We start from the raw sequence: 20,236 nt of genomic DNA, 5'->3' as shown, positions 1-20,236 counted from the left end.
TCATACAGATCGAGGTCGAACCATGAGTACTGCCCCGGACACCCGCAAGACCAACAAGCTCGGCAGCGTCAGCACCAGCTTCTGGCTTGGCCTGCTGGTGTTGTCGATGATCGTGTTCGGCGCCAACACCGGCGTCGCCACCTGGCAGGGCAGTCGCCTGGCAGGTGCCGGTACCGGCGCGGCCGATCTGCAGGTGCTCTCGCAGCAGTTGGCCAATCAGGGCCGCGAAGCGATTTCCGGCAACCCCAAGGCCTTCGAGGCCTTCAAGGAAACCAAGGGCCGCATCGACAGCACGGTCAATGAACTGGATGGCCGCTACGGCAAGGAAGCCTCGGTGTCCGGCGCCATGGCCCGGCTCAAGTCGGTCTGGGTGCCGCTGAGCAAGAACGCCGAGCAGGTGATTGCCAGCGAACCGGCGGTGCTCGGCCTGGCCGGCAACGCCGACCGCTTCTCCAACAACGTCCCGCAGTTGCAGGCGCAGTTGAACGAAGTGGTGCGCGCGATGACGGTCAGCGGCGCGCCCGCCGCGCAGATCTACAACACGCTGCAGCAGGTCGTGGTCGCCGGCACCATGGCGCGCCGGGTGACCGAAATCCGTGCCGGCGAGGCCAATGCATCGGCGGCCGGCGATGCGCTGGCGCGCGACTCGGTGGTGTTCACCCAGATGCTGGAAGGGCTGCGCGCCGGCAACCAGGAGCTGGACATCGTTGCGGTGCGCAATCCTGCCGCGCTGTCGGCGCTGGAGCAGTCGCAGGCGCAGTGGACGACGATGAAGAAGGACATCGACGCCATCCTGGCCAGCTCGCGCAACCTGTTCGCCGCGCAGTCGTCCGCCGATGCGCTGAGCGATGGCTCGGGCACGATGCTCGATGCCAGCAAGGCCTTGTTCGATGCGTTCTCCTCGTTCGGTTCGGTGCGCGACACGCGGCTGTTCCCGAACTTCTGGCTGGGGGTGATTTCCGGCATGTTCGCGCTGTTGGCCATCATCGGCTTCGTCTGGAGCTCGGTGCGGGCGCGTACGCGCGAGCAGGACGTGCGCTACCAGTCGCAGGTGGAATTCAACAGCCGCAACCAGCAGGCGATCATGCGGTTGCTGGACGAAATCAGCTCGCTCGGTGAGGGCGACCTGACCGTGAAGGCCTCGGTGACCGAGGACATGACCGGCGCCATCGCGGACGCCATCAACTACGCCGTGGACGAACTGCGCCACCTGGTGACGACCATCAACGACACCTCGGCCAAGGTGGCTGTGTCGACCCAGGAAACCCAGGCCACCGCAATGCAGCTGGCCGAAGCGGCCGGCCAGCAGGCCAACCAGATCACCACTGCTTCCGAGCGCATCAGCGAAATCGCTGCCAGCATCGAACAGGTGTCGCGCAACTCCACCGAGTCGGCCGAAGTGGCGCAGCGCTCGGTGGTCATTGCCGCCGAAGGTGCCGGCGTGGTGCGCGAGACGATTCAGGGCATGGACCAGATTCGCGACCAGATCCAGGAAACTTCCAAGCGCATCAAGCGGCTGGGCGAATCCTCGCAGGAGATCGGCTCGATCGTGGAACTGATCAACGACATTTCCGAGCAGACCAACATCCTGGCGCTCAACGCCGCGGTGCAGGCGGCATCGGCCGGCGAAGCCGGTCGCGGTTTCGCTGTGGTGGCCGACGAAGTGCAGCGCCTTGCAGAACGCACCTCCAGTGCGACCCGACGCATCGAAGGTCTGGTGCAGACCATTCAGGCCGATACCAACGAAGCGGTCAGCTCGATGGAGCAGACCACCTCCGAAGTGGTGTCCGGTGCGCGCCTGGCCGAAGACGCCGGCACCGCGCTGACCGAAATCGAGCGCGTGTCCAACGCCTTGAACAACCTGATTAAGAACATCTCCATCGCTGCGCACCAGCAGTCGGCCGCGGCGACGGATATCACACAGACCATGGGCGTGATCCGTCAGATCACCAGCCAGACATCGCAGGGTGCGGAGCAGACGGCCGAATCGATCGGCAACCTGGCTCAGCTCGCTGCCGATCTGCGCCGTTCGGTCGCCGACTTCAAGCTGCCGGCGTGACCACGACGCGGAACGGGAAAGGATCAGCAGATGGCGCGTAGTAGCGTTACGTCGATGCAGGAAGTGACCGGTTGCTGCGCTAGCGGCAAGTCGGTCGTAGTCAGGGGGCTGCAATGAGTGCGCTTCGCGATGCGATGAGTCACGCTGCACTGGGCTGGGTCAAGCCAGAGCTGGACGAGACGTTGCGCCAGGCGCGCAACGAGATCGAATACTTTGCCGAAGAACCGTCCGACACCAGTCGGATGCGGTTCTGCGCCGGCTACCTGCACCAGGTGCAGGGCACGCTGCGCATGGTCGAGTTGTATGCGCCGGCCATGGTTGCCGAAGAGCTCGAGCTGCTGGCCCAGGCCGTGCAGGTGGGCGAGGTCGCCGACCGCGACGAAGCCTGCGCCATGCTGATGCGCGGCACCGTGCTGCTGCCCGATTATCTGGAGCGCTTGCAGAATGGTCACCGCGACATCCCGATCGTGTTGTTGCCGCTGCTCAATGAGATCCGCGCCACCCGTGGCCAGCCGGGTCTCAACGAGAGCGTGCTGTTCGCGTTCGACCCGCAGGCCGGTGTTGCCACCGAGGCCGAGCTGGATCACGCGCGCGGTAGCTTGAGCGGGCGCAATCGCGAATTGCTCGACACCGTCGGCAATGCGGTCAAGGAAGAATTGCTGCGCGTCAAGGACGCGCTGGACCTGCATCTGCGCACCGGTGGCGACATCGCCGAGCTGCAGACCCAGGTCAAGGATCTGGGCAGCGTGGCCGACACCCTGGGCATGATGGGTCTTGGCGTGGCGCGCAGTGTCGTCGTGCAGCAGCGCGATGCGTTGGCGCGCGTGGTGGATGGCCAAACCCAGATGGATGAGAGCGTGCTGCTGGATATCGCAGGCGCGCTGCTGTATGTGGATGCCTCGCTGGACGATCAGGTGGCCAGCCTTGGCGCCGACCCGGGCGATGGCACCGAAGTCAGTAACAGTGCCAACTCCTCGGAAGTGCGTCGCACGGTCGATGTGCTGGCGCAGGAAGCGATCGCCAACTTCGGTGCGGCGCGCGAGCATTTCGTCGCCTTCATCGAAACCAACTGGGACCACGCCCGTCTGGCCGATGTGCCGCACCTGCTCGGCGAAGTCGGCGGTGCGTTGCGCATTCTCGAGTTGCCGCAGGCGGCCGATTACCTGGAAGGCGTGCGTCGTTACGTCGATCTGGAATTGATCGGCAAGCAGCGCGTGCCCAGCGGCCGTCAGCTGGACACCCTGGCCGATGCGATGGCCAGCCTGGAGTACTACCTGGAGGCCCTGCGCGAGCGCCGTCCCGGCCGCGAAGAGATTCTGGACATCACCCGTAACAGCCTGGAAACACTGCGTTATTGGCCGCTGCCGTCGGGCGAGCCGTCCGATTTGCCGATCGGTGCCGACCAACCAGGCAGCGTGGTCGAACTGCAGCCGGTCGCCGCCCCGCCGTTGCAGCATGCCACCGCGCCGCAGGCCGCCAACGATGCCGCGCCCGCGCCGTCGCTGGAATGGGCCAACGACACCGTGGTCGAAACGCCGTTCGCTGCCAGCGTGGTGCACGACACTGGCGCTGCCGCGACCGATACGGTGTTCTCGTTCGACCCGGTGGCCGCTGAAGAAACCGTGTCCGGCCAGTCGCATGTGCCGTTCACCGTGGCGCCGCTGGATCTGTCCGACGACGGCGCGCAAGCGCCCGGCGACTGGCAGATGGAAACCACCGCGCAGGTTGCGCCGGTCGCCACCTCTGCGTTCGACCCGGTGTCGGCCGAGCAGGATGGCAACGAGCCCGCACAGGTCAGCTACACCGTGGATTTGAGCGCGCTGGAGCAGGAGCACGCGGCCGAGCCGATGGTTGCCGAGGAAGCGCCGCTGCAGATTGAGCAGATCGCGCTGCCTGGCGATGCCGAGCAGACCGGCGCGACGTTGGATTTCATTGCCGAGAATGCAACGCGGCGCGCGCAGACCAGCATCGAAGATGCGTTCTCGCCGCCGCCGCTTCCGCCGCAGGAACTGGACGACCCATTCGTCGAGCCCGCGCAAGAGCCGCACGAGGTTCCGTCCGAAGCAACAGCCGAGCCCGCCGCCCCGCGCGTGCAACAGGCGGTGGTCAGCGAGTTCGAACTGGACGACGCATCCACCGCGTTCCTGGCCCAGCTCGATGCAGCGGCCGCGCAGTTCGATGTGCAGCACCCGCACGCGCCGACAGCCACAGCCGACCCTGAAACCGCGCAGGCACCGGCCGAACCCGTGTCCAGCGAAAATCTTCAGGCCGCGACCGCTGCCGACGCCGACGCCGACGCCGGCATTTTCGGCGGCTTCGGCGACAGCGATATCGACGACGATATCCGTGACGTCTTCCTCGAAGAATTCGACGAAGAACTGGTCAACCTGGGTCAGCTGTTGCCGGTGTGGCGCGCCGCACCCAACAACCCGGAACACCTGCGCCCGATCCGCCGCGTCTTCCACACCCTCAAGGGCAGTGGGCGCTTGGTCGGTGCCAGCGTGCTGGGCGAGTTCAGCTGGAAGATCGAGAGCATGCTCAACCGCGTGCTCGATAATTCGCGACCGGCCAGCCCTGCGGTGATGGCGATGGTCGAATTGGCCTACGACGTGCTGCCGCAGTTCAACGCCGCGCTTCGCAACCAGGGGCGCATCCACGCCGATCTACCGGAAATTCAGGCCATTGCCGAGCGCGTTGCCGCCGGCGAAGAGGTCTACTACGTGCCCGCAGCCGCGGCACCGGTGGCTGACGCCGTCGCGATTCCGGCAGCAGCAGGCGTGGTTGCCGCCAGCGGTGGAACGCCGGCCTCGGTGGACAGCGTGCTGCGCGAGATCCTCGAAGCGGAGGTCGCCACGCATCTGGATACGGTGAACGGGTGGCTGCAGGCCAGCCAGGCCGAGCCGCAGTTGGCGACCGAAGAACTGTTGCGCGCCGTGCACACGATGAGTGGCGCATTCGCGATGACCGATGTGCCGGAAATCACCTTGGTGACCACGCCGGCCGAAAGCTACGTCAAGCGGTTGCTGGCCGCCTCGGTCACACCGTCGGCCGATGGTCTGGATGCCATTGCCGCCACCGCTGCCGCGATTGCCACCACGGTGACTGCGCTACGCGACGATGCGCCGTTGATTCCGTCGTTCGCCCCGTTGACCGAGCGCCTGCGCGCGCTGGTGGACACCTTGCCGGAAGCGCAGTGGCCGCCGCAGGTGTTCCTGGACGAGCTGGACGATCTCGATGCACCAAGCGATACGGTAGACGGCAGCGATGCCTCGGTCGAACTGACCGGTGCGCAGGATCTGTCGCAGTACCTCGATGCCAGCGCGCTGCCGTCCGACGCGCCCGCACCGACGCAAGACACCGAAGACGTACAGTCGCTGTCGGACGACGCACCGATTGCAGTGGACGCGTTGGCCGAGGCAGAAGCCGAGCACGATCCGGCACTCGCATTGGACGCGTCTGCACCGCACGCAGTCGACGATGCCAGTGGCGTTGCCTCGCATGAACACGTCGACGCGTCTGCCGAAACTGCGCACGCAGCGAGCGACGACGCGCTGGCCCCGGTTGCCGACGCTGAGCAGCTTGCCGATGTACTGCATGGCGATGCCGCGCAGCACGAACACGCAGACCGGACCGCACCGCAGGATGCGCAGGACACGCCTGCCGACGAGCCGCTGGTCGAAGCCGACGCCTGGGATGCGACCGAGCTGCAACATGCGCAGGCCACATCGCACGATCACGCGCCGGGCGAGCACGCTGCGCAGGTGCCGGCTGAGGCAGCTGCTGATGTCGTTTCCAGCGAGCACGACGCCGACGCGACCAGCACGCATGCCGACACCGTTGCGGTAGACGAGCTGGCCGACGCAGAAGCCGCCTTGGGCGATGCGCAAACGCTGGCTGCGGCCGATGCCGAGCAGGCCACGGACACGCATGCGCATCACGCGCCGACACACGACGATCAGGTTGCAGCAAGCACCGACGACGCGGTCGAGAGCATCGAAGCACTGGAGTCGGTGCACGCAGACACTGCGTTGGCTGAAGACGCCAGTACAACGGGCGCGGACGACTGGACGCCGGAAACCGCAGCGCTGGACAGCGTGCCGACCGATCAGGAGGGCCATGTCGCCGATCAGGTTGGCCACGAACACGCGGGCGCGCACGAACACTCCGGCGAACAGCCAGCAGACGAGGCGACGCAGCACAGTGACGCCGCACGCATGCATGCGGGACAGTCGCATCCGGGCGACCAGCAGCACGCCGAAGAGGCCGCTCAGCTGGGCGAGCACGCAGACATGGAAGCGCACGCGTCGCCGGATCAGCAGTTGGATTCGGACGCGCAGCAGCATGCAGGCGAACAGGTGCCATCGGACCAGCACGTCGCATCCACCGCGCAACTGCAGACGGACGCGCATGCCGACGAGCATGCAGGCGAAGCCGAACATGCGACGGAACACGAGCGTGCCGAGGCTGAGCATTCCCAGGCACCCAACTCCGATCCTGAGCATGCAGAAGCGGAACATGCCGAAGCAGAGCAGGCCGACGCCGACGCCATGCCCGATCACACCTTCGAATCGGTGCAGGCATTCGAAATGGCGCATGCAGCCGATCAGGTCGAAGAAGCGGGCGATCCGCAGTCCGACACCGCCCCGGAACTGCACGACGTGCAGGCCGTCACGTCCGATGACGCTGCGCACGCCGATGAGCAGGCAGCAGTCGATGCGATTGCCGCGGCCGAGCACGCAGAACACACCCAAGCCACCGAGCACACCGACGACTCCGCAGACGACCGCGTAGCCGCCAGCGAGCACGACGCAGCCGACCACAGTACCGTCGAGCCGGAAGACACCACCACCGTTGCAGCCTTCAGCGCACCGGTGGAAGAGGCCGCGCCTGCCGATACGGCAAGCAACGATGCCGGTGCGGCATTCGATACCGGCCCGCTCAACTTCGATCAACTCGATGGCGAGCTAGTCGACATCTTTGTCGAAGAAGGCCGCGACCTGTTGGACCATTGCGATGGTCTGATCGCCCGCATGCGCGAAGTGCCGGAAGACCGCGATGTCCTCAACGGACTGCAGCGCGATCTGCACACGCTCAAGGGCGGTGCGCGCATGGCCGGCATCAACGCCATCGGCGACCTCGGTCATGCGATCGAATCGCTGCTCGAAGCCGTGGCGGCCAACCGTACCGACATCGATCGCGACGACGTGCGTCTGTTCGAGCGCGGCTTCGACCGCCTGCACCAGTTGTTGACCCGCACCGGCATGCATCGCGCCGTGGCGATGCCGACCGATCTGGTGGAAGCCTTCGAAACCCGTACCCGCGGCCGCAATGCCGCCCCGCCCAGCGACGCCGATGTCCGCGCGATCGCCAAGGCGTCGGTGGAACCGGCGCCGCTGTCCGCACCGATTCCGATGGAAGGCCAGACCGAAGAAGACTTCCTGCCGCGCGTGCAGCAGGAGCAGGTGCGCGTGCGCGCCGACTTGCTCGACCGTCTGGTCAACCACGCCGGCGAAGTGGCGATCTACCGCTCGCGCCTGGAACAGCAGTTGGGCGCGTTCCGCGGTGCCATGGGCGAGTTGGATCGCACCAACGCCCGTCTGCGCGACCAGTTGCGACGTCTGGATCTGGAAACCGAAGCGCAGATCGTGGCGCGGTATCAGCGCGAACAGGACCAGGGCGATCGCACCTTCGATCCGCTGGAACTGGACCGCTTCTCCACCCTGCAGCAGCTCAGCCGCGCGCTGAACGAATCGGCGGCCGACTTGGGCGGTTTGCAGGGCGTGCTGGAAGATCTGTCGCGGCAGTACGACGGCTTGCTGCAACAGCAGTCGCGCGTCAGCTCCGAACTGCAGGACGGCCTGATGCGCGCGCGCATGGTGCCGTTCGATGGCTTGGTGCCGCGTCTGCGTCGTGTGGTGCGTCAGGCCGCCAGCGACACCGGCAAGCAAGTGCATCTGCTGCTGGAAGGCACCCAGGGCGAACTCGATCGCAATGTGCTCGATCGCATGGTCGCGCCGTTGGAACACATGCTGCGTAACTCGGTGGCGCACGGGCTGGAAACACCCGAGCAACGACGCGACGCCGGCAAGCCGGAAGAAGGCAGCATCGCGATCCGTCTGCGCCGCGAAGGTTCGGAAATCGTGCTGGAAGTGGCCGACGATGGCGCCGGGCTGGACCGCGAGGCGATCCGTCGTCGCGGCGAGCAGCGCGGCCTGATCGAGCCCGGCCAGGAGCTCAGCGATGCCGAATTGGATGGCCTGATCTTCGCCTCCGGTTTCAGCACCTCCGAGCAGGTCAGCCAGTTGGCCGGCCGTGGCGTGGGCATGGACGTGGTGCGCAACGAAGTGCGTCAGCTCGGCGGCTCGGTGGACATCCACTCGGTGCGCGGCCAGGGCGTCACCTTCACCCTGCGTCTGCCGCAGACGCTGGCGGTCACCCAGGCGGTGTTCGTCCGCATCGGCGACACCACGTTCGCGGTGCCGGTGGGTTCGGTCAGCGGTATCGGCCGCATCTCGCGTACCCGTTACGAGTCGGGCGAGGGTGGATATCACTACGCCGGCGAAGAGTACGTGCTGCACGACCTCGGTTCGCTGGTCGGCCAGCCCGCCGCGCGTGCCGATGGCCAGGCACAGGTGCCGTTGTTGCTGGTGCGTGCGGGCGACCTGCGCGCAGCAGTGGCGATCGATCAGGTGCTGGGCAACCGCGAAATCGTGGTCAAGCCGGTGGGCCTGCAGATCGCCTCGGTGCCGGGTATCTATGGCGCTACCATTACCGGCGATGGCCGCGTGGTGGTGATTCTGGACGTCGCTCCGCTGGTGCGTCGTTACCTCAGCCAGCCGGCGCGTCCGACGCTGGAAACGCAGACCGAAGCGCAGCGTCAGGTGCCGCTGGTGATGGTGGTCGACGATTCGCTGACCATGCGTAAGGTCACTAGCCGCGTGCTGGAACGCCACAACCTTGACGTCTCCACTGCACGCGATGGTGTCGAGGCCCTGGAACTGCTCGAAGAGCGCGTGCCCGACCTGATGCTGCTGGATATCGAAATGCCGCGCATGGACGGCTACGAACTGGCGACCGCGATGCGTGCCGACCCACGCTTCAAGGCGGTGCCGATCGTGATGATCACCTCGCGCAGTGGCGAGAAGCATCGCCAGCGTGCCTTCGAGATCGGCGTGCAGCGTTACCTGGGCAAGCCTTACCAAGAGTTGGATCTGATGCGAAACGTGTATGACCTGCTGGGGATCGCCCGTGTCCGAGACTAATGGCGCAATGGGAACTCCGGTTGCTTTGCTGGGTCGTCCCGGTCAGGCGCGTGAGCGCCTGCGCGAAGCACTCGGCCTGGCCGGTGCGCAGGTGGTGCTGGAAGACGAGCCATCGGCGGTCGATGTGCAGATGCTCCGCGACGCAGAGCCGGTGGCGATACTGGTGTCACTCGAACCGTCGATCGAAGACGCGCTCGAAGCGCTGGAGCCGGCTTTCAACATGCCTGGCGTCACGGTGATCTTCGACGAGGCCGAGCTGACCGTGCGGCGCGAAGGCTGGGAAGCGCAGCGTTGGGTGCGCCATCTGGCCGCAAAACTGCACGGCCACGCCGATGTGTTGCCGCCGGGTACCGAAAGCGAACCGTCGCTGCAGCCGGAGCCGGGTTTGGCGCTTGCCTCGCGGCAGCATTCGGACCTGCAGTTGGATCAACACCTGGAAGCCGCCGCGCATGCGTTCGAAAGCGTGCCCAGCGATGCCTTGTTTGCGCGTGCATCCACGCATGGCGCTGCGCCAGCGACTGCGGAAAAGCCGGGTCTGACCCTGGGCGACTCCAGCACCTGGGGCCTGGTGGACGAAGTGACCGTGGTGGTGCGCCCGCGTGCCGAAGCGGATGTGTCTGCGCTGTCGACCGGCGGATTGTCGCTGGTGGATCTGGAGCACAGCGGCAGCGTCACCGGCGCAGTGCTGGTGATGGCCGGCATCGGTGGGCCGGATGCGATCCGCCGTCTGCTGGCCGCATTGCCGCCGGAATTTCCGCGCGCCGTGCTGGTACGCATGACCCTGGATGGCGGCCAGTACGGCAACCTGGTGCGGCAGATGGGGCGCGTGTCTGCGCTACCGGTCGAATTGGGTGAGGCAGGGCAGGTGGTCGCTCCGGGCAAGGTGTATGTGCTCTCCGACGAGGTCGGTGTGCAACAGCACGCCGGCGCGCTGGCGCTCGTGGCGCCGGCCGACCCGGCTGGCCTGATCGCTGCACTGCCGCCGGCCGACAGTGCGGTGCTGATGCTCAGCGGTGCCAACGAGGCGCTGGTGGAAGCGTCGCTGGCATTGGCCGAGCAGGGTGCCTGGTTGGCAGGGCAATCCACCGACGGCTGTTACGACCCCGCCGCTGCAGCGCGTCTGGCGCGGCAAGGCATTCTGACCGGCGATCCCGCGCAGCTGGCGCAGGCGCTGGCACAGCGTTGGCCGGCATAGGCCGGGCGCTCCCTTTCGAATCGGAATCATGCGATGAGCTACGCCAACAATGACGAAATCCGCGGCGTCCTGATCCAGGCCGGCAGCGAGCGCGTGCTGCTGCCGAACGCGACGGTGGCCGAGGTGATGTCGCGTGTGGCGGTCGAACCGCTACCCGACATGCCGCGTTGGGTGGTCGGCCGTATCGACTGGTACGGCTGGAAAGTGCCGCTGCTGTCGTTCGCACGCCTCAGCGGCATGGGCGAAGAGCCCACCGCGGTCAACAACAAGGTGATCGTGTTGAAGGCGTTGGGCGGCAATCCGGCGTTGCCGTATTTCGCGCTGCTGACCGCCTCGTTCCCGCAACTGATTTCGGTGCCGCGCGATGGCCTGCTGGCCGACGCATCGGAAGACGCGCTGCCCGATGGCGTACACATGCGCGTGCTGCTGGGCGAGCAAAGCGCCCTGTTGCCGAACCTGGACGCCATCGAAGCGCAAGTCAGTCAGGTGTTCGCGGCCGCTGCTGCCTGAACGCGGTTGGTGCACCCACGGCGCTCGCCGACAGGCGAGCGCCGTCGCACAGTGCAGCAGATGCGCGTTGCATTGCGTGATCGGTGATGACGCGGTTGGTTGCAGGCGGGTGCTCTAGCTCACGCACCGGATGAGGCACTGCGTTTCGGGGATGGCTTGCGGAGCGTGATCTCTATGCATCAGGCCGATGCACGTTGCAGCGAGACGATGCGCATGTGCGAGGCGGGCATGTTGAGAGCGCGGCGGCCATGAGTCTTGCGGTATTTGCGCCGGTCCGGCACGCCGACGGCGTGGTGCTATGCGATCTAGCCATTGTCGACCCGGCTGCAATGGCCGACTACCACACGCGTAATCGCGCACACCTGGCTGATGCCATGCCGCTGCGGCCGCCTGCGTTCTACACCGCCGACGGTTGGCGCCGCCTGTGTATCGCATACCGCAGCGCAGTGCCTGGCGAGCGTGAATTGCAATTGGTGTTGCTGCAGGGCGAGCAGGTGATCGGCACCACCGGGTTCACCCAGATCCAGCGCGGCGCATTCCAGGCCTGCCACATGGGCTACGGCCTGGACGCAGCGCAGCAGGGGCGTGGCTTGATCCACTGGGCAGCCACGCAAGGAATTGCATTCGCCTTCGGCCCGCTTGGCCTGCATCGGGTGATGGCGCAATACGTGCCGGAAAATCTGCGCAGTGCGCGTGTGCTGCAGCGGCTTGGCTTTCAGATCGAAGGCCATGCTCGGCGCTATCTGCAGTTGAACGGCCACTGGCGCGACCATGTGCTGACCAGTCGGTTGCGCGAGGACGATCCCCCTGGCGAAGGCACGGTGGATGGTGGGCCGGCTTAGGGCGCAGCGCCGGAGAGCTTGAGCCGTAATTCATCGGCGGCTAGATTGCTGTCTTGCGCAAGCTCGATCTGCGTTGGCCAGCCGCGTTGTTTGAGTTGATCGCGCAACCGCGCCACCCAGGTTTGCACCACCACTGCATCCGGCGTGGCAGCCATGATCCGGATTGTGTCCGGTGGCTGTGTGACCCCAGACGCCGCGTAGCCCATCAGCCACTCGCGTGGCGGTGTGGAGAGCTTCAACGAGGCAGTGCGGTGTATCTTGCCGCGCGTGTCTTCATCGCGCGGCGGCGGCGCCTGTTGTGTCGCCGTGTTGCCAGCCGCTTGCGGCGACGAGCTTGCACGAGATGCTTCAGGCTGCGGTTTGCTGAGCTGCCGCTCCCGTCGCAGGACAGGTGCACCCGCTGGCGCAGCAAGCGGCGCGGCACGTGATATCGGAATTTCGCTCGTCGCAGTCGGGTTGGCTGCCGAGCGCTCGAGGCGCACCGACTGCTCTAGTGACAGCACCGGCGTCGGCGCTGGTGCACGCTTGGGTGGTAATGGGGTGGGCGCGTTGCTGTCCGTACGTGCTTCCAGCGCGCCAGTTGCCTGCACATCGTCATTGCTCGCGGCGATGGGTACAGGTGGGGGCGGCGCTGCCATCGGTGGTTGCGCATCGTCTTGCGCCGGCTCCGACACCGTTGCCGGCAGGGCAGGCATCATCTCTGCTGGTGGCGTGGAGGCAGGCGGCCGCACCACACGTGCAGGCAGTGGCGCGCTGGCCGGGGCCGGCATGGCAACTGGCGCTAGTTCCGGCAGTGGCGATGCTGGCTGCCCCTCCACCTGCGCTGCGGAAGCGGGTTCGTCGGCGGGTGCCGGTGCAGGTAATACGGGACCATGCGAGCTGCCTTCTGAGGCGCGATCTGCTCCGTCTTCCGCAGCGCGGTGAGCGGAAATCGTTTCTGACTCGGCCGTCGCAGGGACAGTGGCAGCCGGTGTGGGTGCATCCGGCACAGGTCGACCGGCCTGCCATTGCAGGCCGACGCCAACGACCAGCGTGACCGAAGCAGCGAGCGCCAGGGGTGGCATCCAGCGCCGACGTCGGGCACCACGTCGGGCGGGCACTGCGTTGCTGGTGGATGTGGCGGGTCCAGCGGATGGCGTTGACGATACCGATGCCGGCTTTGAAGCCGATGGCGAAGTTGAAGCAGCAGAACCCGGACTCGAACTCGAATCCTGATTCGAAGACCCATCAGTACCTGTGTGCGACGAGAGCTGCGCCACTGCAGACGTGCCAACAGACGGCGGTGCAGCTAGAGCTCCAGGCGCCGATTCAACGTCAGAACTCTCTGCCATGTCCGCTGCACCAGAGGCCACCGGCATCTCATCGGCACCGCTACGCGTCTGTTGCGCAATCCAGCTGCGTGCTGCCTCGCTCACTGGCGCGCCCAGGGTGTGGTCGGCAGTGTCGCCCCGCGCAAGACGTGCCTGCACGGCCGCGCGTCGTGCCGCTTGGGCGTGTTCGGCTTGCGCGGCCGCGGCAGCGAACATGCCGGCCATCGTGGCCGGTGTTTCGAACTGCAGCGTGTCGGGCATTGCGTTCGCTGCGTTGCGTTCGGCGTCGGCGTGCTGCGCGGCGTGCGCAAACCAGGTGTCCATCGACGTTGGCGGGGTGTGCCGCGGCAGCGCGCGCAGCAGTGCGGCAAGGCCATCGCGGCCGGCGACAAAACGATCGAAGGGCGTGCTCACGGCGCGGCCTCCAGGCTCATGCGCAACTTTGCGAAGGCGTAGCGCAGCCGGCTCTTGACCGTTTCGAAGCCTTCGCCGATCACATGCGCGATCTCTTCGATACCGAGCTCGGCGAAGAAGCGCAACACCACCACTTCGCGCTGCGCATCCGGCAGCGCCATCAGTGCGGCACGCACGCGATGTTGTTGCTGGCCGAGCATGGCCAGTTGTTCGGCGCTCACATCATCATCGGGCAGTTGCAGATGCGCATCGTCCAGCGCCACCGAGGTGGTGTGATACGCGCTGCGGCGGGTGTCGAGCCAGGCATTGCGGCCGATCTGGTACAGGAAGCTGGTGAACGCGGCTTGCCCGGGACGATAGTCGCTGCAGCGGGTCATCAGCTTGACCCAGGTTTTCTGCGCAAGGTCTTCGGCCTCGCTCAGATTACCTTCGCACAACCAAGCCAGGAAGTTGAACAAGGCGCGGTTATGCCGCTTGAATAGCTCGGTTGCCGGTTGTTCGACAAAGCCATTGGCGACGAGGAGCATGAGCTCCTCGTCGGGAAGATGCGCAAGATCGGCAGGGTGCATGCGCTCAGTATAGGCAAGCGCCGCGCGCATCAGTCGGTATTGGCGAGCGGCCGGGTGCTCAGTGCGTCGGCCTGCTGCACCAGTTGCAGGAAGTCGGCGCGATAGCCGAAGCGGTCGTCGCCCAGGCTGTTGGCGGCCAGGGCACGCACCTGCGGATAATCCCAGCCCCGCAGCTGGTTGCCGCCACGCAGACGCTGCCCGAAACCGGCCACCGCAGCAGAAAAACGGAAGGCATCGCTGGTGGCATTCAGTGCCTTACGTTGACTGCTGCGGACCACGGTATCCAGCAGCTGGCTGCGCTGTGCATCGGGCAGTTTGTAGCGCAGTTTGACGTGCGCCAGCTCGCCGGAGAGGGCGCGCGCCGGCTGACGCTGGGCAGCGCTGGCATAGCGCAGCGGGTCGACCGATGCGTTGCCGTTGACGGGGGTGATTTCGTACAAGGCGGTGACGGTATGACCGGCGCCGATGTCGCCTGCATCGACCTGATCGTTATTGAAGTCCTCGTCGCGCAGCGCACGGTTTTCGTAGCCGATCAAGCGGTATTCCTTGACGGTTTGCGGATTGAATTCCACCTGGATCTTGACGTCGCGCGCAATGGTGGCAAGCGTTGCGCCTAGCTCGTGCGTGAGCACCTTGCGTGCTTCCAGCGGCGTATCGATGTAGGCGTACGCGCCGTCGCCGGCATCGGCCAATTGCTCCATCAGCGTGTCGTTGTAGTTGCCAGTGCCGAAACCGAGGGTGGACAGTGCGACGCCGGAGCGGCGCTTTTCGGCCACCATGCCCTTGAGCTGATCGAAGTTGGTGACGCCGACATTGAAGTCGCCATCGGTGGCGAGCAGGATGCGGTTGATGCCGCCACGTAGATACCCTTGCTGCGCGGCTTTGTAGGCGAGCTCGATCCCGCTGGCGCCAGCGGTGGACCCGCCCGATTGCAAGGCGTCGATCGCTTCGACGATACGCCCCTGCTGATCGCCCGGCGTGGGGGGCAGCACGACCGCAGTGTTGCCGGCGTAGGTCACCAGGGTGATGCGATCTTGTTTGCGCAGCTGACGCACCAGCAGTTTGAGCGAGGACTGCAGCAGCGGCAGCTTGTCCGGCGCGTCCATCGAGCCGGAGACGTCAACCAGAAAGACCAGGTTGGCAGGCGGCAGCTCGGCGGTGGCGATGTCGCGGCCGGCGATGCCCACGCGCAGCAGCAGGCTGTCGTGATTCCAGGGCGTGGTCGCCAGTTCGGTGCGCACGGCGAACGGTTTTCCATTGGTGGGCGCCGGATCGTCGTAGCGGAAGTAGTTGATCAATTCTTCGACGCGCACCGCATCCACCGGCGGCAGGCTGCCTGCGCTGAGGAAGCGCCGCACATTGCTGTAGCTACCGGTGTCGACATCGATGCTGAAGGTCGAGATGGGGTGCTGCGCGGCCTGCACGATGGCGTTGTCGTCGATGTGCTGATAGCGCTCCCGGTCTTCGGCAGGTGCGGGGATCAGCGGTGGCATCGGCATCCGGTGATCGAGCACCGGGCGATGCCCCATCAACATGGCCGCTGGTGCCTGACGTGACAGGCTATCGGCGCTGATCGGCGCTGGCATCGCCTCGATGGGGGGCGGCGGTGGGCTAGGCGCCGATGGCGGCTCCAATGTATGCGCGGGGGCAGCGACTGCGCGCTGAGCCTGCGGCTTGGTTTCCGGGAGCTGGGTGGTCTGGTCAGGTTGCTGCGGTTGCGCGGGTTCTGGCGGGGATTCGGTGGGTGACGGCTCGTCGGGCGATGCAGTGGGTTCGTGCGAGCAGGCGCTCAGCAACAAGGCGAGCGCAATGAGGCTGCGACGGGACATGGGAAATCCTTTGCGTGGCGAAGATGGGATGGATGAACAACCGAACAGCCCGAGGTCGCCGTGCACTGCGCCTCTGTCAGTGAAACGGGCCAGCGCAGCGAATGGGGTTAAACCGGAAGGAAATTTTTTTGCCGACCATGCGTGGTTGCGGCAACGCCGCCGATCTCTCGCTCCAAACCGTCTCGCGTGCAGTCCCTTCTCCCACCGGGAGAAAGGGGGGGGCGCCGGAGAGGGTGCGAACAAGAGGACGGCCGTGGCTGCCTCATCCCCTGATCCAGCGCGGCTGCGCATGGTGCTTTTGGTTGGCCGCCGCCAGCTCGATCCATGCATCGGACACACAGCGGCCGGGACAGGATTGGCCCAGCCAAGCGACGGTTGTGCACGGATCCGCATGCGACAACGCCGCAAGAAGGTTTATCCGCACGCGACGCTGCCGCATGATGGAAGGCTGGTGCCGCATTGCGCGTTCACTCGTTTCCATCATGGAGTTGCCCACATGATTCAACGTCGTCACTTTCTCAAGAGCGCCACGCTGGGCGCGATCGCCTCCGGCCTGGCCGGCTGGGGCGCACGTGCGCAAGCCGCGGTGGGCGCCACGCCGGGCGTGCGGCAGACGGCGCTGCCGCGGGGTGCGGCGCGGGTGATTTCCACCTGGGATTTCGGTATTGCCGCCAATCAGGAGGCGTGGAAGATTCTCAGCGGCGGTGGTATCGCGCTCGATGCCGTGGAAGCGGGTGTGCGCGTACCGGAAGCGGATCCGACCAATCCCACTGTTGGCCTGGGTGGTTATCCGGACCGCGACGGGCGGGTGACGCTGGACGCCTGCATCATGGATCACCTGGGCAATTGCGGCGCGGTGGCAGCGCTGGAAGATGTGGTGCATGCCATTTCGGTGGCGCGCGCGGTGATGGAGAAGACGCCGCACGTGATGTTGGTCGGCGATGGCGCGCGGCAGTTTGCGTTGGAGCAGGGCTTTCCGAAGACCAAGCTGCTGACCCCAAGCTCGGAAGCGGCCTGGAAGCAGTGGTTGAAGACCTCCAAATATTCGCCGGAAGCCAACGTCGAAAACCGTGCCTGGCGTGATGCCAAGTTGCCTGGTGGTAAGGACAATCACGACACCATCGGCATGCTGGCGCTGGATACGCACGGCAATCTGTCCGGTGCATGCACCACCAGCGGCATGGCGTGGAAAATGCACGGGCGCGTGGGCGACAGCCCGATCATCGGGGCGGGCTTGTACGTAGATAACGAAGTAGGCGGCGCAACCTCGACCGGTGTTGGCGAAGAAGTGATCCGGAATGTCGGTAGCTTTGCGGTGGTGGAAATGATGCGGCAGGGCAAGTCGCCCGCCGATGCGTGCCGAGAGGTGGTGATGCGGCTGATCCGTCGCAAGCCAGAGCTGACGCGCACATTGCAGGTCGGGTTCCTGGCGATGAACAAGCGTGGCGAAGTGGGTGCGTTCGCGATCCAGAAGGGCTTCAGTTACGCGGTGTGCGACGCGCAGCGGCAGGATCTGTTGGTGCCTGGTGAGAGCCATTACACCAGCGAGCCGGCAGCATGAGCGCATTGGGGTTGGAAGTGGCCGCCGATTCGGTGGCCTCGGCGTTGGCCGCGCAAGCAGGCGGCGCGATGCGCGTGGAGCTGTGTGGCGGGCTGGATGGCGGCGGACTGACGCCGTCGTTCGGCACATTGGCAGTGGTGCGCGAGCGTCTGCGGATTCCGCTCTATGTGCTGATTCGTCCACGCGTGGGCGACTTCGTGTTCGACGCTGCCGAGGTCGAGGTGATGCGCCGCGATGTGGAGCAGTGCGTGCGGCTTGGCTGCAATGGGGTAGTGCTGGGCGCGCTGGACCGGCATGGGCAGGTCGATCTGCCGACGATGCGTGTGTTGATCGAAGCAGCGGGGTCGTTGGGGGTGACGTTTCATCGGGCGATCGATGTCAGTGCCGACCCGTCACTGGTGCTGGAAGATGCAATCGCGCTGGGCTGTGAGCGGGTGCTGACCTCGGGCGCACGTGCGAGTGCGCTGGAGGGGGTCGACATCATCGCCGCGTTGGTGCGGCAGGCAGGCGGGCGCATCGGCATCATGCCCGGTGCCGGGCTTTCCGAGCACAACATCCGCACCGTCCGGCAGCACACCGGCGCCCACGAATTTCATGCCTCGGCGCGCGGCATGATCGCCGCCCAGGTGACTTCGCCGCACCCGTATATCCGCGATCTGGGCGGGGACTACCAGCGGACCGATATCGTGCGGGTACAACGGATGGTGGACGCGTTGCAGCAAGCGTGAAACGTGCGCAATGGGTCGCTCGGACAGCGTAGGCGCTGCCTGACTTGCTAAAGCACGATCACGGCGATGCTCGGCTGGCCGCTGCGCATGGCGCGTTTGCCATCTACTGAAGGCGTGAAGGTTCCGAGCTTGCTTGCCGTTCGTCATCGGAGTCATCGCTGACTTGCTCGGGAATGTGCAGCGTGAAAGCGGGGAAGCGTGCGCGGTCTTGCGGGTGTGCGTTGACGATCAGCTCCCGGGTCTTCCACATCTGGACCGCCTTTGCCAGCGTCGCTGCGTCGAGCTGGCTTCCTTGGTGATAAACGAACTGCCCCAGATGATCGACGATGCCCAGGTGGGCGCTCTTCTGCGCCTTCCAGTTGCTGACGTTCGTGTAGTGGCGGCTGAGGCCTTCCTCGCTCGGGTCTTCGACTCTGGGGGATGGGCCTGCCATGTCGCTCACCCGTTTCAGGAAATGGCGATCCCTGCTTTCTTCCAGCATTTTCTGCAATACCGGAATCTGGCCGAAGGTGGTTGGAGTGTCGGGCGGGCGCTTTTCTGGAAGATAGGAGGGGGCACCTTCCAGAAAGGGATTTCTTTCCTCATCAATGACAGTGCTCAGCATGGTCTGTGCGGTGTCTTCGATGCGTTCGAGCGCAAGCGCAGGAAGCAGTTCGGTGGTGGTCCCCGAAGAGGATGCCCTGGCTCGATTGCCGGGAACAGGGGGCGAGAGACCTGGAGCGGTCGGGCCAGTTCGCTCTGGTTCGGCGGGGCGCGCAGGCGGACGATATTGGTCCAGTTGCGCTTGTAGATGCGGCGGCACCAGGATGATGCAACTGGCAGGTAATTGGGCGATCAACGAGGGCAGTCTGGAGAGATTGACGCAGCCTCGCAGATCGAGTTCTTCGAGCTGCGTCAGGCGGTGAATGTCCAGCGGCAGCGTGAGCAGGTTGCTGCAGTCTTTCAGATTCAGTCGCTTCAATGGCGCACTGCCGCCGAAAATCGGCGGATAGGTGCGCAGCGCTGTGCAGCCCTGCAAATCAAGCTCCTCCAGCTTTGGCAGTCGATGGATGGCCGGGCCAAGGGCGGACAGCGGGGAGTTGCGTATCTGTAGGGTTTTCAGATTTTGCAGGCTGGTGATGGAAGCCGGAAGCGATGTGATCCCGGTCTGCACCAACTGCAGTCTCCGCAGGTTGACCAAGCCCTCGTGCTCGCCGGAGGCATTGGTGCTCGCCAGGCGTTCGGGAAGTTCCGTCAATTCCGGGCAGGCGAGGATGGAGAGCTCGCGTAATCGACTGAGGCTTGCGATGGATGGGGGGAGCGAGCGAAGCGGGTTGCGTGCAAGCGTCAGTGTTTCCAGGCCCCCAAATTGCTGCATGGTGTCCGGGAGCTCCATCAACCCCGCCGCGTCGATCGTCATGTGCTGCAGATGAGACAGACGGAATGCCTGGTCGGGAAATCGCGGAAGGGGAACTGAGCGCAGCTCCACCGCTACCCGCTCCGGTAGCGTCGCGTCCTCCAGCATGTCGGCTGTTGCCTTCAGCGCCCGGTCTGTTCGTGTCTCGACCTCCGGGTTGTTGCTGTTGGCCTGGCGCCACGCGCTGTGCCAGCGATTGCGATCTGCGCTGTAGTGTCGTCGCCATTGCGACAGGACGTCACGGTACGGGGTAAGCGCTGTAGAGCGCCGTAATGGTGAAGCGCCCACGGTCGATGGCACGCGGGGGCGCACCGGCCGCAAGGCCTGCGAATCGGTCGTGACGGAGTGAAAGCGAGAGCGCTCTATGTCGCTGAGCTGTGGCAATTGCAGCGTCTGCGAAGGAGTTCCAGCCGCCTCGTTCATCCGCGCGGCGCTGCCGGGTCCGCCGTAGGCAAGAGGCCGAGCGGATGTGGCTGGCCGGCGAGAGGTCTCGGCAGCGGCAGGCGTTGCTGGCGGACGCCCAGACCGGTGACCAGGCACATATCTGGTCAGGCCGCCGAG

General features: G+C 65.7%; 10 protein-coding genes and 1 pseudogene. 7 read left to right on the top strand and 4 right to left on the bottom strand.

The window, feature by feature from the left end; all coding sequences use genetic code 11:
- Positions 1-22: 22 nt before the first annotated feature.
- From XpruCFBP8353_RS02440 to XpruCFBP8353_RS02420, 5 genes and pseudogenes are all read left to right on the top strand, one after another.
- On the top strand, positions 23-2,059 hold the full coding sequence (locus XpruCFBP8353_RS02440; RefSeq protein ID WP_101361767.1) for a methyl-accepting chemotaxis protein: 2,037 nt from the start codon (positions 23-25) through the stop codon (positions 2,057-2,059).
- Between the two features lie 113 nt (positions 2,060-2,172).
- Complete coding sequence (locus XpruCFBP8353_RS02435; protein ID WP_101361766.1) at positions 2,173-9,321, top strand: Hpt domain-containing protein; 7,149 nt, start codon at positions 2,173-2,175, stop codon at positions 9,319-9,321.
- Between the two features lie 7 nt (positions 9,322-9,328).
- Positions 9,329-10,516: a chemotaxis protein CheB gene (locus XpruCFBP8353_RS02430; protein ID WP_101361765.1), complete on the top strand. Its 1,188-nt coding sequence runs from the start codon at positions 9,329-9,331 to the stop codon at positions 10,514-10,516.
- A gap of 33 nt (positions 10,517-10,549) precedes the next feature.
- Positions 10,550-11,026, top strand: coding sequence for a chemotaxis protein CheW (locus tag XpruCFBP8353_RS02425; protein WP_101361764.1), 477 nt, complete (start codon positions 10,550-10,552; stop codon positions 11,024-11,026).
- Positions 11,027-11,274: 248 nt separating this feature from the next.
- Positions 11,275-11,897, top strand: a pseudogene (locus tag XpruCFBP8353_RS02420) (GNAT family N-acetyltransferase).
- On the opposite strand, the gene XpruCFBP8353_RS24600 reads toward XpruCFBP8353_RS02420, so the two are convergent.
- From XpruCFBP8353_RS24600 to XpruCFBP8353_RS02405, 3 genes are read right to left on the bottom strand one after another with little or no spacing between them, the layout of a single operon-like run.
- Positions 11,865-13,592: a hypothetical protein gene (locus XpruCFBP8353_RS24600; RefSeq protein WP_407071304.1), complete on the bottom strand. Its 1,728-nt coding sequence runs from the start codon at positions 13,590-13,592 to the stop codon at positions 11,865-11,867. The pseudogene XpruCFBP8353_RS02420 and the gene XpruCFBP8353_RS24600 sit on opposite strands and share 33 nt — an antisense overlap.
- Positions 13,589-14,161, bottom strand: a complete 573-nt coding sequence (locus XpruCFBP8353_RS02410) for a sigma-70 family RNA polymerase sigma factor (RefSeq protein ID WP_101361762.1) — start codon at positions 14,159-14,161, stop codon at positions 13,589-13,591. Before XpruCFBP8353_RS02410 ends, XpruCFBP8353_RS24600 begins: the two co-directional genes overlap by 4 nt.
- A gap of 29 nt (positions 14,162-14,190) precedes the next feature.
- On the bottom strand, positions 14,191-15,696 hold the full coding sequence (locus XpruCFBP8353_RS02405; protein ID WP_407071302.1) for a vWA domain-containing protein: 1,506 nt from the start codon (positions 15,694-15,696) through the stop codon (positions 14,191-14,193).
- A 790-nt stretch (positions 15,697-16,486) separates the two neighbouring features.
- Between XpruCFBP8353_RS02405 and XpruCFBP8353_RS02395 the strand changes: the two genes are divergently transcribed.
- The gene (locus tag XpruCFBP8353_RS02395; protein ID WP_101361760.1) at positions 16,487-17,551 is read left to right on the top strand and encodes a N(4)-(beta-N-acetylglucosaminyl)-L-asparaginase; all 1,065 of its coding nucleotides are present in this window, start codon (positions 16,487-16,489) and stop codon (positions 17,549-17,551) included.
- Positions 17,548-18,279 carry a copper homeostasis protein CutC gene (locus XpruCFBP8353_RS02390; protein WP_101361759.1) on the top strand — a complete coding sequence of 244 codons (732 nt, stop codon included), beginning with the start codon at positions 17,548-17,550 and terminating at the stop codon, positions 18,277-18,279. The genes XpruCFBP8353_RS02395 and XpruCFBP8353_RS02390 overlap by 4 nt, the downstream gene beginning before the upstream one ends.
- Positions 18,280-18,382: 103 nt before the next feature.
- Here XpruCFBP8353_RS02390 and xopL read toward each other — a convergent pair whose 3' ends face one another.
- On the bottom strand, positions 18,383-20,098 hold the full coding sequence (gene xopL / locus XpruCFBP8353_RS02385) for a type III secretion system leucine-rich repeat domain-containing effector XopL (protein ID WP_101361758.1): 1,716 nt from the start codon (positions 20,096-20,098) through the stop codon (positions 18,383-18,385).
- Between the last annotated feature and the right edge of the window lie 138 nt (positions 20,099-20,236).

Origin of the sequence: Xanthomonas prunicola (genome assembly GCF_002846205.1) — a bacterium.
In the GTDB taxonomy this organism is placed as follows: domain Bacteria; phylum Pseudomonadota; class Gammaproteobacteria; order Xanthomonadales; family Xanthomonadaceae; genus Xanthomonas; species Xanthomonas prunicola.
The sequence above is the reverse complement of the archived record's forward strand: the minus strand, read 5'-3'. Positions and strand labels throughout refer to the sequence as shown.

Excerpts from the sequence above, each read along its gene's own strand:
- XpruCFBP8353_RS02440 (WP_101361767.1), top strand. The coding sequence starts at position 23 with ATGAGTACTGCCCCGGACACCCGCAAGACCAACAAGCTCGGCAGCGTC.
- XpruCFBP8353_RS02435 (WP_101361766.1), top strand. The coding sequence starts at position 2,173 with ATGAGTGCGCTTCGCGATGCGATGAGTCACGCTGCACTGGGCTGGGTC.
- XpruCFBP8353_RS02430 (WP_101361765.1), top strand. The coding sequence starts at position 9,329 with ATGGGAACTCCGGTTGCTTTGCTGGGTCGTCCCGGTCAGGCGCGTGAG.
- XpruCFBP8353_RS02425 (WP_101361764.1), top strand. The coding sequence starts at position 10,550 with ATGAGCTACGCCAACAATGACGAAATCCGCGGCGTCCTGATCCAGGCC.
- XpruCFBP8353_RS02410 (WP_101361762.1), bottom strand. The coding sequence starts at position 14,161 with ATGCACCCTGCCGATCTTGCGCATCTTCCCGACGAGGAGCTCATGCTC.
- XpruCFBP8353_RS02405 (WP_407071302.1), bottom strand. The coding sequence starts at position 15,696 with ATGTTGATGGGGCATCGCCCGGTGCTCGATCACCGGATGCCGATGCCA.
- XpruCFBP8353_RS02395 (WP_101361760.1), top strand. The coding sequence starts at position 16,487 with ATGATTCAACGTCGTCACTTTCTCAAGAGCGCCACGCTGGGCGCGATC.
- XpruCFBP8353_RS02390 (WP_101361759.1), top strand. The coding sequence starts at position 17,548 with ATGAGCGCATTGGGGTTGGAAGTGGCCGCCGATTCGGTGGCCTCGGCG.
- xopL (WP_101361758.1), bottom strand. The coding sequence starts at position 20,098 with ATGAACGAGGCGGCTGGAACTCCTTCGCAGACGCTGCAATTGCCACAG.